General features: G+C 59.7%; 16 protein-coding genes. 15 read left to right on the top strand and 1 reads right to left on the bottom strand.

From position 1 onward, the window contains the following. The first annotated feature begins 4 nt into the window (after positions 1-4). The 14 genes from ACIQU2_RS26835 (at position 5) to ACIQU2_RS26770 (ending at position 10,811) form a co-directional block, all read left to right on the top strand. Positions 5-958: a peptidylprolyl isomerase gene (locus ACIQU2_RS26835; protein WP_347805339.1), complete on the top strand. Its 954-nt coding sequence runs from the start codon at positions 5-7 to the stop codon at positions 956-958. Positions 959-1,182: 224 nt separating this feature from the next. Continuing rightward, a complete protein-coding gene (locus ACIQU2_RS26830) occupies positions 1,183-1,716 on the top strand; it encodes a response regulator (protein ID WP_347805340.1) in 534 nt (177 codons plus the stop codon). A gap of 84 nt (positions 1,717-1,800) precedes the next feature. Beyond that, positions 1,801-3,507, top strand: a complete 1,707-nt coding sequence (locus ACIQU2_RS26825; RefSeq protein WP_403145231.1) for a GspE/PulE family protein — start codon at positions 1,801-1,803, stop codon at positions 3,505-3,507. Then, a complete protein-coding gene (locus tag ACIQU2_RS26820; RefSeq protein ID WP_403145229.1) occupies positions 3,488-4,291 on the top strand; it encodes a hypothetical protein in 804 nt (267 codons plus the stop codon). Before ACIQU2_RS26825 ends, ACIQU2_RS26820 begins: the two co-directional genes overlap by 20 nt. 1 nt (position 4,292) lies before the next feature. Next, entirely contained in the window at positions 4,293-4,838 is a 546-nt protein-coding gene (locus ACIQU2_RS26815) for a PilN domain-containing protein (RefSeq protein ID WP_403145226.1), read from the top strand. Beyond that, on the top strand, positions 4,825-5,373 hold the full coding sequence (locus ACIQU2_RS26810) for a GspMb/PilO family protein (RefSeq protein WP_129443230.1): 549 nt from the start codon (positions 4,825-4,827) through the stop codon (positions 5,371-5,373). Before ACIQU2_RS26815 ends, ACIQU2_RS26810 begins: the two co-directional genes overlap by 14 nt. Continuing rightward, a complete protein-coding gene (locus tag ACIQU2_RS26805; protein WP_347805344.1) occupies positions 5,373-5,891 on the top strand; it encodes a hypothetical protein in 519 nt (172 codons plus the stop codon). Before ACIQU2_RS26810 ends, ACIQU2_RS26805 begins: the two co-directional genes overlap by 1 nt. Continuing rightward, positions 5,888-7,732 (top strand): secretin N-terminal domain-containing protein, encoded by a 1,845-nt coding sequence (locus tag ACIQU2_RS26800; protein ID WP_403145222.1) that lies wholly within the window; start codon positions 5,888-5,890, stop codon positions 7,730-7,732. Before ACIQU2_RS26805 ends, ACIQU2_RS26800 begins: the two co-directional genes overlap by 4 nt. Positions 7,733-7,734: 2 nt before the next feature. After that, on the top strand, positions 7,735-8,208 hold the full coding sequence (locus ACIQU2_RS26795) for a type II secretion system protein (protein WP_403145219.1): 474 nt from the start codon (positions 7,735-7,737) through the stop codon (positions 8,206-8,208). A 4-nt stretch (positions 8,209-8,212) separates the two neighbouring features. Continuing rightward, positions 8,213-8,587, top strand: coding sequence for a type II secretion system protein (locus tag ACIQU2_RS26790; protein WP_347805347.1), 375 nt, complete (start codon positions 8,213-8,215; stop codon positions 8,585-8,587). Further along, the gene (locus ACIQU2_RS26785; RefSeq protein WP_403145216.1) at positions 8,562-9,107 is read left to right on the top strand and encodes a type II secretion system protein; all 546 of its coding nucleotides are present in this window, start codon (positions 8,562-8,564) and stop codon (positions 9,105-9,107) included. The genes ACIQU2_RS26790 and ACIQU2_RS26785 overlap by 26 nt, the downstream gene beginning before the upstream one ends. Continuing rightward, positions 9,104-9,496 carry a curli production assembly/transport protein CsgE gene (csgE, locus tag ACIQU2_RS26780; RefSeq protein WP_347805349.1) on the top strand — a complete coding sequence of 131 codons (393 nt, stop codon included), beginning with the start codon at positions 9,104-9,106 and terminating at the stop codon, positions 9,494-9,496. The genes ACIQU2_RS26785 and csgE overlap by 4 nt, the downstream gene beginning before the upstream one ends. Further along, positions 9,493-9,912: a curli assembly protein CsgF gene (locus ACIQU2_RS26775; RefSeq protein WP_403145213.1), complete on the top strand. Its 420-nt coding sequence runs from the start codon at positions 9,493-9,495 to the stop codon at positions 9,910-9,912. The genes csgE and ACIQU2_RS26775 overlap by 4 nt, the downstream gene beginning before the upstream one ends. Positions 9,913-9,944: 32 nt before the next feature. After that, positions 9,945-10,811, top strand: coding sequence for a CsgG/HfaB family protein (locus tag ACIQU2_RS26770; protein WP_056746588.1), 867 nt, complete (start codon positions 9,945-9,947; stop codon positions 10,809-10,811). A 952-nt stretch (positions 10,812-11,763) separates the two neighbouring features. Here the strand turns inward: ACIQU2_RS26770 and ACIQU2_RS26765 are convergent. Continuing rightward, positions 11,764-13,104 carry a hypothetical protein gene (locus ACIQU2_RS26765; RefSeq protein ID WP_403145210.1) on the bottom strand — a complete coding sequence of 447 codons (1,341 nt, stop codon included), beginning with the start codon at positions 13,102-13,104 and terminating at the stop codon, positions 11,764-11,766. 573 nt (positions 13,105-13,677) lie between these two features. Here ACIQU2_RS26765 and ACIQU2_RS26760 point away from each other — a divergent pair. After that, complete coding sequence (locus tag ACIQU2_RS26760) at positions 13,678-14,034, top strand: DUF6124 family protein (RefSeq protein WP_403145208.1); 357 nt, start codon at positions 13,678-13,680, stop codon at positions 14,032-14,034. The last annotated feature ends 92 nt before the right edge of the window (positions 14,035-14,126 follow it).

Below are 14,126 nucleotides of genomic sequence, written 5' to 3'. Positions count from 1 at the left end.
GATCATGCCGCTCAAGACTCTGTTGCTCCTGCTCACGATGTGGGTTCCCGTGGCGTTCTGCAGCAATGGCCCGGCCGCCGCGCGGGTCAATGGCGAGGAAATTTCCGAATTGCGCCTGGAGCGCTATTTCGCCGAATACCTGGAGGACCAGGGCCGGGCGCTGGGCAGCATCCGCAACCCCAAGGCCTACAAGCAATTGCGTCAGGCGGCACTGACCGCCTTGATTGACAAAGAATTGCTGTGGCAGGAAGCCGTCAAGCGCGGGGTGGTGGTCAGTGACGCGGTGGTGCAACGCCTGGTCGATCAGACCCGGCAGGCCATGGGCGGTGCCGACGTGTTCGCCCGGCGCCTGGAAGAGGCCGGTTTCGACGAAGTCGGTTACACCGAGTACACCCACCGTGAGCTCGCAGCCCAGCAAGTGTTTGCCGACCTCACCCAGGTCGCCGGGCCTGACGAAAAACAGGTCCGTGCGTTCTATGAAGAGCATCGCGCCGAGATGAGCCGGCCGGAACAAATCCAGGCACGGCACATCCTGATCAAAGTGCCTCAAGGCGCGGATGCCGCCACAGTTGAAGCAGCCCGGCTACGCTTAGAGGAGATGCAGGTGAAAATCAGTCAGGGTGAGGATTTTGCCAGCGTGGCCCGGGCCGGTTCCGAAGACGCTTCCGCCAGCGAGGGCGGTGATCTGGGCTATTTTCCTCGTGGGCGGATGATGCCTGAATTCGAAGCGGCGGCTTTTGCCCTGGCTCCGGGGGCTGTCAGTACACCGGTGCGTACACCGCTGGGCTGGCATTTGATCTACCTGCAGAACCACTTGGAGGCGACCGATGTCTCAGAGGTGCAAGGGCTTGAAATGGTCCGGGCTTACCTTGCCCGACAGCAACAAGCTCAGGCTCGTCTACAGGTTCTCGCGCAGCTGCGATCAAGCAATCGAATCGAACGGGTTGACGATGATTGAAGGTTCTCCCCCCCAATAGTGGGGAAATGCTTCAAGGTACATCCGAGTGCTTCCCCGCCTTTGGGGGATGGAGTTTCTGGATGAAATGGTTTTTTCATGAAAATCAAAGACGTGCAACGGTAAAAAAACCGGCGCTCAGCCTGGCATGAAGTGTGCGTTAGCCTCAGTGAAGGCGCGTACTCCCAGGGCTGAAACATCGGACCTGCGGTTTCAAGGAGTCGACCTTGTTAAACAAAGTACTGGTTGTCGAAGACGAACAGCTCCTTGCCGAAAATCTCAAGGATTACCTTCAGGCGCAAGAGCTCGACGTCCGGATTGCACATGACGGTGCGGCGGGTATCGGTGAAGCCGAACAGTTTGCACCCGATGTGATGGTGTTCGATTACCGCTTGCCCGACATGGAAGGCTTTGAGGTGCTCGATGCTGTCCGCCAGAACAGGAAGTGTCATTTTGTGCTGATTACCGGGCACCCAACCGCTGAAGTCTGTGAGCGGGCCCGGCAACTGGGAGTCAGCCATATCCTGTTCAAACCGTTTCCATTGGCGGAATTGGCCCGAGCAGTCTGCGACCTTCTGGGGATGGAGCGCGAAGCCAAAGCAGGCATGAGCAATTCGCAAGGTTTTGTCGAACGACGCCAGAGCAGGACCGAGAGTTTCCCGCTGCAGTTGTACGACGGCAGTTGGGTGCTGGCAGATCGTCGACGAAGTCTATCGACCTCCAAGGCACCAGGCGACGAACAATTGCTCACCGGGGAGTAGTGGCGCGACAAGACGTTCCGGCAATCGCCGCAATGGCCTGCCGCGTCGACAGGGCTCAAAGCCCCCGGCGTTGGAGAGCATGCCATGGACCGTCTATCCCTTGTCGTCGAACCGGCGCTGTCGGACTGTGTACCGTCTCGATTTTCCAGTGAGCAACTGGCCCAGGCACGCTCCCTGGCCGCCAGTTCCGGCGAACGGGTACTGGAAGCCCTCGGGGGGGTGTGCGAGCTGGCCCCCATGCCCTTCATCCAGAGCCTCGGCGCGACCCTGCATTATCCGGTGCTCGACACCGACAGCCTGTTCAAAGCCATCCCGGTGTTCGACCGGGTCACCCTGGCCCAATGCCTCAAACGCGAATTCATCCTGCTGCGTCACGACGATGCGGTCATCGGTGTGTTTGCCGACCCCTTCGATACCTCACGCCTGGCCTGGATCGACGACTGCCTGCACGGCGCGCCGCTGTACCTGGTGCATGCCGACGACCTGAAGGCCTACCTGGCACGCCACGAAGAGAGCTTCCACGCCGTGGAATCGCTCAACGCCCAGGCCGACGCCAATGTCGAAATCGATACCCTGCAAAGCCTGTCCCTGACCAGCATCAGCGAGGACGCCAGCGTCGTCGTCAAACTGGTCAACTCGACCCTCTACGACGCGCTGAAAATGCACGCCAGCGATATCCATCTGGGCACTACCGGCAGCGGCCTGGTGATCAAGTACCGGATCGATGGCGTGCTCAACAACATCAGCAAAATCCAGGGCAGCGAATTCGCCGAGCAAGTGATTTCTCGGGTCAAGGTCATGGCCGAACTGGACATCGGCGAAAAACGCGTGCCCCAGGACGGTCGCTTCAAGATCGGCATCAGCGGCCGGCAGATCGACTTTCGGGTGTCGATCATGCCGAGCATTTTCGGCGAAGACGCGGTGCTGCGGGTCCTCGACAAACAGGACCTGGCCGACAAGGTCTGCGGCGTGCAGTTGCAAGCCCTGGGCTTCGAAGAAGAAACCCTGCGCCATCTGCGTCGGCTGGCGGCCGAACCTTACGGCATGGTGCTGGTGACCGGCCCCACCGGTAGCGGCAAAACCACCACGCTGTACGCGATGATCACCGAGATCAACCACGGCGTTGAAAAGATCATCACCATTGAAGACCCGGTGGAATACCAACTGCCGGGCGTGCTGCAAATCCCGGTCAACGAAAAGAAAGGCCTGACTTTCGCCCGTGGTTTGCGCTCGATCCTGCGCCATGACCCGGACAAGATCATGGTCGGTGAAATCCGCGACCCCGACACCGCGCAGATCGCCGTGCAATCGGCGCTCACCGGACACCTGGTGTTCACCACCATTCACGCCAACAACGTGTTCGACGTGATCGGCCGGTTCACCCAGATGGAAATCGACCCTTACAGCCTCGTTTCGGCACTCAATGCGGTGCTGGCCCAGCGGCTGATCCGACTGGTCTGCGCCAGTTGCAGCGCGCCGGCCTACCCGACCGATGAAGAATTGCGCCTCTCGGGCCTCGATCCGCAACAGGTCGATCACTACCACTTCGTCCACGGCAAGGGCTGCGGTCATTGCCGGGGCACCGGTTACCGCGGGCGTACGGCGATTGCCGAACTGCTGCACCTCGACGATGAGCTGCGGCAAATGATCGTCGAGCGCCAACCCATTTCGAAAATCAAGGCCCTGGCGTGCAGCCGTGGCTTGCGCCTGTTGCGCGAGTCGGCACTGGAGCTGGTTGCAGAGGGGCGGACCACGCTCGAGGAGATCAATCGTGTCACTTTTATCTCGTGATCGTTTTGTCGCCGTGCTCGGCGCCAGTGGCGTCGGTCTGGGCCAGCGCCGTGGCAGTGAAACCTTGTGGCTGGGGAGTGTCGGCTTTATCGACGAAGGCTTCCATGCCTGGGCCGTGGCGCTGGACACCCTCGACCGTCTGCTGGGCGAACACACCCGTCCCGGTGCCGAATTGAGTGTGGTGATCTCCGGGCACTTCAGCCGCTTCTGTCTGGTGCCCTGGAGCGAACAGATCAGCAGCCCTGCCGAATTGCTCGGGTTTGCCCAACTGTGTTTCGAAGACCTTTACGGCGTGCCGACGCAACCCTGGAGCATGGTGCTGTCGGCCGAACCGGCGGGCTACGACCGGGTCGCCACCGCGCTGCCGCAAGACTTGCTGACGCATCTGCGCACGCTGGTCACGGGTCGTGGCCTGCGCCTGCGCTCGGTGCAGCCGTACCTGATGGCGGCGTTCAATCATTTCGATAAAAGCTTCGACGCCGGGGACTTTCTGTTCGTGGTCGCCGAACCGGTGCGCAGTGTGTTGCTGTGGGCCCGGGAAGGGCGCTGGGCATCGGTGCGTTCGGTGGGCAGCAGCGACAGCGATGCTGCACTGACTGCATTGATCGGGCGTGAAAACCAATTGCAGGCGTCCACCAGCGAGCGACCACTGAACGTTTACCTGCACGCGCCGGCACGCATTGACTCGCACCCTGACGTACCCGGTGTGCACCTGCGCACCCTCGAAGAACACCGGACATCCGTACGCGATGGCTTGTACGTCATGTCCCGGGCGGTGGCCTGACATGCGCGCCCTGATGCTCGACTTCCAGCCACGCCGTCGCTCGGGCCCTTTCGGCTGGAGCCTGCTGGTCGGTGGCGTGGTGCTGACGCTGACCTGCGTGCTGGTTCAGCAGCACCTCAGCGAACAGGCCGCGCAACAGCAAGGCCACTTGCAAACCACTCAGCGCGTACTTACCGGCGACACGGGCGGCAAAGTCAGTCTGACCCCGGCCGAAACCCGTGAACAGGCGCACAACCTGGCCGAGATGCGCAAGGTGTCCCAGCAATTGCGCCGGCCATGGGAGCGTCTGTTCGCCATGCTCGAAGCCATGCCCCGGGACGACATTGCCTTGCTGACCCTGACCCCGGATGCCCGCAAAGGCCAGGTGCGAATCAGCGCCGAAGCGCGGGATCTGGAAGCCATGCTCGACTTCCACCGCAGCCTCGAAGCCAGCGACGAGCTGTCCGATGTGTCGCTGCTCAGCCACGAAATCGTCGCGAACGTGCCGGAACACCCGGTGCAATTCAACCTGTCGGCTAGCTGGGAGATTGGCGATGCAAATCCCTAGATTGATCGTCCACGAATACCTGCAAGGCTTGGGCATTCCCGGCCTGGCAGGGCTGGCGATGTTGCTGCTGGCGCTGGTGTATGGCCTGGTGGGCCTGATGCCGGACTGGCAGTCGCTGCAAACGCTCAGCCAGCAGACGCGCGAAGCCGGCGAATACCTGGCCAAAGTCGAAGACGGCAGTGTTGCCGCGCCGGTGGTGCCGCAACGTCAGCTCGACGACTTCCGCAGCAAGTTGCCGTCCCAGCCGCAGGCCACCGTGGCCATCGACAAGATTTACGCACTGGCGGCTCAGGAGCACATCACCCTGGCCCGTGGCGAATATTCCCTGGGCATCGACCCCAAGACGCACCTGGCCCGTTATCAGATTCTGCTGCCGGTGCGCGGCAGCTACCCGCAACTGCGGCGCTTCCTGCACGCCTTGCTCGGCCAGTTGCCGGCGGTGGTGGTGGAGGACGTGGAGTTCCAGCGTAAAAAAATCGCCGACACCGACCTGACCGGGCGGATCCGCATGACCCTTTACCTGTCGAGGTCATGATGAATCCCAAACGCGTAGTGGGTTGGGTGGCGTTCTTCGGTGTGGCGGCGGCGCTGACCTGGTTGCCTGAATACTTCACGTCGTCAGAGGAGGGCGATGCGTTGGTTGCCGCCGTGGCCACCCCGACCAACAGCAAAACCCGTGGTGCGCTGCCCGCCGCGTCCGCCGGCAAAACATCGGCAGCGGTCAAGGACCTGAGCCCGGTTGGCGACCTGTTCGCCTCCCGCAGCTGGAAGGTTGCGCCGCAGCTCGCCACCGTCACCGAACAACCCGTCAACTTGACCCCGGTGGTGCAAGTCCCCACGGCACCACCGATGCCTTTCCAGTTCATTGGCAAGCTGAATGACCGTTCCGACCTGCAAGTTTTTTTGCAGAACGGCGAAAAAATATACGTCGTGCGCAAGGGGGATGTGATCGACGACACGTGGCGGATCGAGGGGATTTCCGACGTGGAACTCAGCTTTGTCTACCTGCCGCTGCATTTGTCTCAGACTTTGTCTGTGGGGAGCACGCAATGATCAGATCATGCCGTAGTACCATAGGAGCGCTGATGAACCTTTGCCTTTGTGCAGGACTGGCCGCGTGCAGTTCGGCGCAGGTTGCCAAGCAAGAGGCGACCGACCTGATGGAGTCGGGACAATACGAAGCCGGCCTGGCCCGCATTGAGGAAGGGCTGAAGGACAACCCTCGCAACACCGAGCTGCACCTGGCCCTGAACAGCAGCCGTGCTCGTGCAGTGACGGCGCTGTTGACCCAGGGCGACATGGATCGCGCCCAGCGTGATTTCGCGTCTGCCCGCCAGGCTTACAGCCGGGTGTTGACCATCGAACCGAACAACCGCCGGGCCCAGGACTCGCTGCGCCAGCTCGATCACATGCGCAGCCTGGATGAAAAACTCGAACTGGCCCGTGGTGACCTGCGTCGCGGTGACATCTACGGTGCCGACCGCCAGGTGAAACAGATCCTCGAACTGGACCCGAAGAATGAAGGGGCGCTGGAGCTGCAAAGCGACGTCCGCCTGGTGCAAAGCCGCAATGTGATTGCGTATCCACAACTGCGGACCCGTCTCGATCGGCCGGTGACCCTGGAATTTCGCGAAGCCAACCTGAAAACCATCTTCGAAGTGCTGTCGCAGGTCGCCGGTTTGAACTTCATCTTCGACAAGGACCTGCGCCCGGACATGAAAGCCACCATCTTCGTGCGTGACGTGCGCATCGAAGACGCCGTGGAACTGCTGCTGCAACAGAACCAGCTGCACCAGAAAGTGGTGAATGAAAACACCTTGCTGATCTACCCGGACTCGCCGCAGAAGCTCAAGGATTACCAGGAGCTGGTGATGCGCACCTTCTACCTGACCAGCATCGATGCCAACACCGCGCTGAACATGATCAAAACCATGCTCAAGACCCGCGACGTGTTCGTCGACGAACGCCTCAATACCCTGACCATGCGCGACTCTGAAGACGCTATCCGCATGGCCGAAAAACTCCTGCAATCGCAGGACCAGTCCAACCCTGAAGTGGTGCTGGAAGTGGAGGTGATGGAAGTCGCCACTCAGCGGATTCTCGACCTTGGCCTGCAATGGCCGAACACCTTCGGCGTGGTCAACAGCGACGGCTCGGCCGTGACCCTGCTCGATCAACTCAAAGGCATCAACTCCAGCCGGATCTCCATCTCGCCGTCGCCGCAAGCCAAGATCAACGCCCAGGACAACGACATCAACACCCTGGCCAGCCCGGTGATTCGCGTCAGCAACCGCGAACAGGCGCGCATCCACATTGGTCAGCGCGTACCGATCATCAGCGCCACCTCGGTGCCCTCGACTCAAGGCCCGGTGATCACCGAAAGCGTCACCTACCTCGATGTCGGTCTTAAACTTGAAGTACAGCCGACTGTGCACCTGAACAACGAAGTGGCGATCAAAATCGCCCTGGAAGTGAGTAACGCCACGCCACTGGAACCGACCCGCCAGGGCACGATTCCGGTTCAGGTCGACACCCGCAACGCCCAGACCACCCTGCGTCTGCATGACGGCGAAACCCAGATCCTCGCCGGCCTGATGCGCAACGACCATGGCGCCACCGGCAACAAAATCCCCGGCCTTGGCGACATTCCAGGTCTTGGCCGCTTGTTCGGCAGCAACAAGGACACCGTCGGCAAGTCGGAGTTGGTGCTGTCGATCACGCCGCGGATCGTGCGCAACCTGCCGTACCAGAGCCCGTCGGACATGGAGTTCACCACCGGTACCGAAACCAGCATGCACATTCAGGCACCGGACCGTGGGATGGACTCGGCGATTCGCCCAGAGGCCCTGAGCGCTCCGGTTGCTTCCACCCGCGTTGTCGTCGAGAAGCCTTGATCATGAACGCCTCGCAACGCGGTTTTACCCTGATCGAAGTCGTTGTGACGCTGGCCCTGATCGGCCTGCTGGCCGGCATGGCTGCGCCGCTGACCGAGACCGTGGTGCGCCGGGGCAAGGAGCAGGAACTGCGCACGGCGCTGTATCAGATTCGCGATGCCATCGACGCCTATAAACGTGCTTTCGACGCCGGCTACATCGAGAAATCCCTGGACAGCAGCGGCTACCCGCCGAACCTGCAAGTGCTGGTGGACGGTGTGCGTGATGTACGCAGCGCCAAGGGCGCCAAGTTCTTCTTTTTACGGCGCGTGCCCCATGACCCGCTGGCGCCGGTCAAGCGTGACGACGAAGGCGGCTGGGGCGTGCGCTCCTACGACAGCACGGCTCAGAATCCGCGGGAAGGCGTAGACGTTTTTGACGTTTACTCCAAGGCGCGCGGCAAGGGGCTCAACGGCATCGCCTACCGGGAGTGGTGAGATTATGCGTCGGGAAAAGGGTTTTACCCTGCTGGAACTGATGGTGGTCATGGCAATCATCGCCACCTTGATGACCATCGCCTTGCCACGCTATTTCAACAGCCTCGAGGCCGCGAAAGAGACCACGCTGCGCCAGAGCCTGTCGGCCATGCGCGAAGCACTGGACCACTACTACGGCGACACCGGGCGTTATCCCGACTCCATCGAACAGATGGTCGAACAGCGTTACCTGCGCAACCCGCCGATGGACCCGATTGCCGAACGCAAAGACCTCTGGGTGCTGGTGGCGCCGCCTGACGGCGTCCCGGGCGGAGTCGCCGATATCAAAAGCGGGGCCACAGGGAGGGCGCGTGATGGCAGCCTTTATTCCGAGTGGTAAGCCCTCGAATGAGGCCGGGTTCACTTACCTGGGCGTGCTGTTTCTGATCATGCTGATGGGCCTGGGTCTGGCCAGCGCCGGCGAGTTGTGGTCCACCGCGTCGCGCCGTGATCGTGAACGGCAGTTGCTCTGGGTCGGCACTCAATATGCCCAGGCATTGCGCAGTTATTACCGCAGTTCACCTGGCCTGGCCCAGTACCCGAAGGAGCTGGCGGACCTGTTGCAGGACGAGCGTTTTCCGTCGCCCAAACATCACTTGCGCAACCTGTACCCGGACCCGATTGGTGGCGGCGAATGGACGTTGATGCGCGGTTTTGACGGACGCATCACCGGCCTCAGCAGCCCCTCCACGGACACGCCGCTCAAGCAGGCGGATTTTCCCACTCAATGGTCGGACTTCACCGGCATGGCGAGCTACAAGGACTGGCAGTTCGTGGCCGAGAAGGCCTTCCTCGATAGCGCGTCCGCGCCCAAAGGCCAATCCAAAAACGACTCGGGTGTTGGGGCGGTGTTGCCATGAACAGACACTGGCTACCGGCCCTGGTCCTGATGCTGATGACGTCCTTCGTGTCGGCTGCCGAAGAAGACGAAATGATGGGTTTTATCGTCGACGACACGATCTCGCACATCGGCCACGACTTTTACTACTCGTTCAGTGAACGCCTGCGTGCCACCAGCCCGATGGACTTCAACCTGGTGGTGCGTGAACGACCTTCGGCACGCTGGGGCAGCCTGGTGACCGTGGAATATCAGCAACGATTGGTTTATCGGCGCTTCCTGCCGCCGAACACTGTGGAGTTGAAGGACGAGGCCTATGAGGCTGCCGATCTGGTCCGCGTGCAGATCGTCCAGCGCAAGCTGGAAACCTTGTTGCAGGACACCACCGACCTTGAGAGGGACGAACTATGAACACTGGAACTTTCTCGAAACGCACGGGCATGTGGTTATTGGGGCTGGGCAGCTGTGGGCTGGTCCAGGCCACGGAGCTGGTCTACACGCCGATCAACCCGTCGTTTGGCGGCAACGCGCTGAACGGGACCTGGTTGCTCAACAACGCCCAGGCGCAGAACGATTACGACGACCCTGACTTGAAGAACCGTACCAGCGCGGCCGGCACGTCGGCCCTGGAGCGCTTCACCAGTCAGCTGCAATCACGGCTGCTAGGGCAGTTGATGGACAACATCTCCGCGGGCAATGCCGGGAGCCTGACCACCGACGCTTTTGTTGTGAACGTCATCGACGACTCCGGTGCACTGACTATTGAAGTGACCGACCGAGCGACCGGTGAAGTTTCCGAAATCCAGGTGAATGGCCTGGCCCCTTGACGGGGGACTTGGATCGATGGGGAGTTAAGGACATGAAAAAAATAATAGCGCTAGGGCTGATGTTGGCGGCATTACAAGGGTGCAGTTTGCGCGAGCCGATGGGGGCCGAGCAGGACACCGAATCACCGACCCTGACACCTCGGGCGTCGACCTATTACGACTTGCTGAACATGCCACGACCCAAGGGGCGGTTGATGGCGGTGGTGTATGGCTTCCGGGATCAGACCGGGCAGTACAAACCGACCCCGGCCAGTTCCTTTTCCACCAGCGTGACCCAGGGCGCGGCGAGCATGTTGATGGATGCGTTGCAGGCCAGTGGCTGGTTTGTGGTGCTGGAGCGTGAAGGGCTGCAGAACCTGTTGACCGAGCGCAAGATCATTCGCGCCTCGCAGAAGAAACCGAATACGCCGGTGAATATCCAGGGCGAGTTGCCGCCGTTGCAGGCGGCCAATTTGATGCTTGAGGGCGGGATTATTGCCTATGACACCAACGTGCGTAGCGGCGGGGAAGGGGCGCGGTATCTGGGGATCGATATTTCCCGGGAGTATCGGGTGGATCAGGTGTCGGTGAACCTTCGTGCGGTGGATGTTCGTAGTGGGCAGGTGTTGGCCAATGTGATGACGAGCAAGACGATTTACTCTGTCGGGCGCAGTGCGGGGGTGTTCAAGTTTATCGAGTTCAAGAAATTGCTGGAGGCTGAGGTCGGGTACACCACGAACGAGCCGGCGCAGTTGTGTGTGTTGTCGGCGATCGAGGCGGCCGTTGGGCATTTGCTGGCGCAGGGGATTGAGCGGCGCTTGTGGCAGGTGGCGGGGGATAATTCTTCGCCTGACAACAATGCGACGCTTGACCGCTACCTGACTCAGAACAAGGTTGTGCCTGAGGGTGAGGAAGAGTGAACCGAGGCGGCCTTCGGGCCGACCTGGCTGTTGTTGACTGAGTACATATCCATTTCTGCGGTAACGGCGGCTGGCGGTTTCGCCCTTACGGCGAGGCACTTTTTTCAAACGCCAAAAAAGTACCCAAAAAGGCTCGCCCCGAGCGTCCGGCCCCTCGCTTAGGCTCGGCGTTCCTTCGTTCCGGCATTCATCTGGGGGCATCGCCTCCGGTCGGCTTCGCTTCGACCTCCTCTCGATGTGTTCGACTGCGTCGAACGGCGCTGCGCGCCTGCCCCCAGATGAACACCTCCACTCAGCCTCCCGAAGGGGCGGGTGGATCAAGATCAAGTGCTGCAGGCGAGCTAACGCTCGGCCTGTTGAGTGGTGGATTACGGCTGTGGGTTTGTGTTGTGCTTTAAATCCACCCCTCATCGGAACGCCGCCCGTCGATCCCTCCCGAAACGTCGGACCGGCCCATAGGGGCGAGGGGGAGAGGGAGTTGATCTTTGTGCTTTTCAAAACCTGAATTCGATTCGTAATTGCAGGTCGTTAAATTTCTTTTAAACACCTCGGTCAGTTCCCTCACCTAGGCTCGGCTAAACCAGGCCCGTGTATCTGGCCCAACCACACATTGCAAACATCCAGACAACGCAGAATAGATTGATATGGCCAGGAATTACGATCCAAGGCCGCAGATGTGCAGGAAACGTCTTCACTTCTTCAATTGAGACGGGATCTAAACGGCGCTGATATTTGAATACCAATAGGGAATAGACCATTCCCATACTTCCTAGCCGGCTTAAGAAACTGCCGGACGGTTTAAATCGGTATTGCTCGACCAGATTCGATTTCACAAAGTGCGCCTGGCATTCCTCCGCTTTGACGTAGGCGGCGTATACCGATACCGCTGTGTTCACCAACATCACTGCCGCCCAAAGTAAACAAGATGCCAAAAACACCCAGTCATGCCGACTCATGGAGCGGTAACCTGATAAAGCATTTCGCCGGCAACTTCACCGAGAACTGCCCCCCCGTCTGCAGTACCGGCGATCACAGCCCCACTCACCACCAACATACAAACGAGTCCACCTAGCCCTGCCGTTCCAGCGCCAATGGCTGCACATGTTGCAGGGGCAACCATCGGGGCCAGTCGGCCTGCCGCTATGCCACCCAAAACGTTGCCAGACAATTTCGAGCCCTCCACAAACTTCACCTGACGACATTCCTCTTCGCGCCCACTGCGGCAAGTCTCGCTAATTTTCATTGCGGCTGAACCTGCACCCAGAGCAATCGCCACGTAACCACCTACCTTCATATATTTAGCGGCTTGAGTGACTGCCGAGATGTTCGTTGCGTAACCCGGTAACTGCGTTGGAGAACCTGCTTTGTTCCAATGATGAATAGTTTTGCGAGACGAAAGCCCCAACGCTCTTTTGAGCTTAGGATGATCTGCGAGCCCGAGTCCCTTACGCACCAAAGGCCCGAAACCGGCGTCCAGTTTCGCCATCAGGCGTTTGCGTCGAGCAAAAAACTCTGGTGAATGAAGATGACGATGTTGTCGGTACTGCTCTTGATGTAAGCGCTCCAATTCTTTGAGAGTGTCTCCGAGGTCTTCCAAGTGACGACCGACCATAAACGACGCCACGCCTAGTCCACCTGAAGAGATACCTAGAAACGGTTCTATAACCTCATGGTGTTCAACCATAAACGAAGCCTCTTCATCACTCAGATCCTTGAGCGCCTCGTTGACCTTCTCGGCAGCAATCATCATCTGCGCCTCTTCACGCCGGCACATGTAGTGCCGTGGATCGCTGAAGATCACCATTTGCCCCGGTTTCACCCTTTCGCCGAGATGGCGATTGAGCGAACGAAATTCGCGACGTAACGCATCGCTTGGCGAGCTCTCGTAAAGTGAGCGTTCCAACGACTCAAGGCTCATGGCCTTTTCAACAATATGAAAGCCCGACTCGGCCGGTTTGGGCTGCGTGAAGGCGTGATCTTCGACCAGATGTTGCGCCGGGGGTGGTTCGGGTTTTGTTTTGAAACCGTTCCATGATCCGCCTCCGTTATCCGTATTGACGCGAGGTGTGACTATCGCCCAATCGCCGTTGCTCACGGCCTGAATCAGTTTTTGCTGGTGGGCGGTTTGCATGTAGTTGGAGCGGTTGGCGCCCACGGCATTCAGCAGGTCGTCGAAGCCTTGTAAGTCGTATGGGTAGTTCAGGGCCTGACGAAGAGCATCGGCAGCTTGATGGCTGTCGAGTACTTGGCCGCTCTGGCCGGCGAGTTGGTGTTGGGGGATGAGTTTGGTCACGCTTTGTGCCCGGTCCTTGGAAACGGGGCACTTTGGCGATAGGGCTCAATGGTGGATGCCGGGGGATTCGGTTTGGCTTGTAGGGGAAGTCCGAATTTTTCTCGGTGTTTGGGGGAGGGTGGTTTGTCAGTAGGTTATTGGCCTGCCTGCGATTGCGGCCTGACAGCCGACCAGTCTCTTGCAGATGGACCCAGTCCCACAGGGAATATGTGCTGATTCGAGGGGCGTGTTTAATGGCGTTTAGCGTTACTTCCTGAAAGCTACAGATCCTTGCGCCGTTGCCTACGACTACGCCAGAATCCGCCGGCTTGTACGCTTTGTACCTGGTCTTTATCGTTTCCGGGCCGCTGTGTTCAGCGGCCGGGTTTAGCGACCCGGACTATTCAAAGTGCATCAGCGTTCCAGACTTTCTTGCTGACTTTTGATGTCTGCAATTACGTTATGGTGGCTGTATGCGGGAGATCTTCGGGTCTACCGGGTGCCTTTGGCCGGTTCGCTAACCTGCATACAGTCGCCACCCTTACTTGTTTAGCGACAGGTTCTGGTGGCGCTATTTTCCAAAGGAGCTTCACCATGTTCAAAGCCACACCCAATCCCCCAGAAACCGACACCGTCTCCCCCTACGTGTCACCCGATTCAAAAAAACTCCACGAAGCGGCCAACCGCGGCCTCGACCATTACCTCAATCCCCAAAAAGACACGCCTGAGCGTAAGCCCAGGACGATGTTCGTCATCGCCCCGGACATCGACACCGAAAGCCTCTTGGCCCACGCCTGTGAGTCGTTGGCTTCCGCCAGTGTCATGGCCACTGATTTCGCGGTGTTTCTGGAGGGGCCGCAGCGCAGCATGTTGTTGGGCATCCAGCAGGTCATCATGCTGGCCGACCTTGCGGTAAATCGGGCGCTGGATAACATCGATCCGCAAGAGTAAGCGCTGAACCATTGTGGCGAGGGGGCTCCCCCCGTTGTGTTGCATCAGCCCATAAAAAAACCGCGACCCCCCACCCAGGGCCGCGGTTTTTT

Origin of the sequence: Pseudomonas sp. NPDC098740, from assembly GCF_044760065.1 — a bacterium.
In the GTDB taxonomy this organism is placed as follows: Bacteria; Pseudomonadota; Gammaproteobacteria; order Pseudomonadales; family Pseudomonadaceae; genus Aquipseudomonas; species Aquipseudomonas rossensis.
The sequence above is the reverse complement of the archived record's forward strand: the minus strand, read 5'-3'. Positions and strand labels throughout refer to the sequence as shown.

Bases quoted from the DNA above. Each gene is read 5' to 3' on its own strand.
- ACIQU2_RS26835 (WP_347805339.1), top strand. From the start codon at position 5: ATGCCGCTCAAGACTCTGTTGCTCCTGCTCACGATGTGGGTTCCCGTG.
- ACIQU2_RS26825 (WP_403145231.1), top strand. From the start codon at position 1,801: ATGGACCGTCTATCCCTTGTCGTCGAACCGGCGCTGTCGGACTGTGTA.
- ACIQU2_RS26815 (WP_403145226.1), top strand. From the start codon at position 4,293: ATGCGCGCCCTGATGCTCGACTTCCAGCCACGCCGTCGCTCGGGCCCT.
- ACIQU2_RS26810 (WP_129443230.1), top strand. From the start codon at position 4,825: ATGCAAATCCCTAGATTGATCGTCCACGAATACCTGCAAGGCTTGGGC.
- ACIQU2_RS26805 (WP_347805344.1), top strand. From the start codon at position 5,373: ATGAATCCCAAACGCGTAGTGGGTTGGGTGGCGTTCTTCGGTGTGGCG.
- ACIQU2_RS26800 (WP_403145222.1), top strand. From the start codon at position 5,888: ATGATCAGATCATGCCGTAGTACCATAGGAGCGCTGATGAACCTTTGC.
- ACIQU2_RS26795 (WP_403145219.1), top strand. From the start codon at position 7,735: ATGAACGCCTCGCAACGCGGTTTTACCCTGATCGAAGTCGTTGTGACG.
- ACIQU2_RS26790 (WP_347805347.1), top strand. From the start codon at position 8,213: ATGCGTCGGGAAAAGGGTTTTACCCTGCTGGAACTGATGGTGGTCATG.
- ACIQU2_RS26785 (WP_403145216.1), top strand. From the start codon at position 8,562: ATGGCAGCCTTTATTCCGAGTGGTAAGCCCTCGAATGAGGCCGGGTTC.
- csgE (WP_347805349.1), top strand. From the start codon at position 9,104: ATGAACAGACACTGGCTACCGGCCCTGGTCCTGATGCTGATGACGTCC.
- ACIQU2_RS26775 (WP_403145213.1), top strand. From the start codon at position 9,493: ATGAACACTGGAACTTTCTCGAAACGCACGGGCATGTGGTTATTGGGG.
- ACIQU2_RS26770 (WP_056746588.1), top strand. From the start codon at position 9,945: ATGAAAAAAATAATAGCGCTAGGGCTGATGTTGGCGGCATTACAAGGG.
- ACIQU2_RS26760 (WP_403145208.1), top strand. From the start codon at position 13,678: ATGTTCAAAGCCACACCCAATCCCCCAGAAACCGACACCGTCTCCCCC.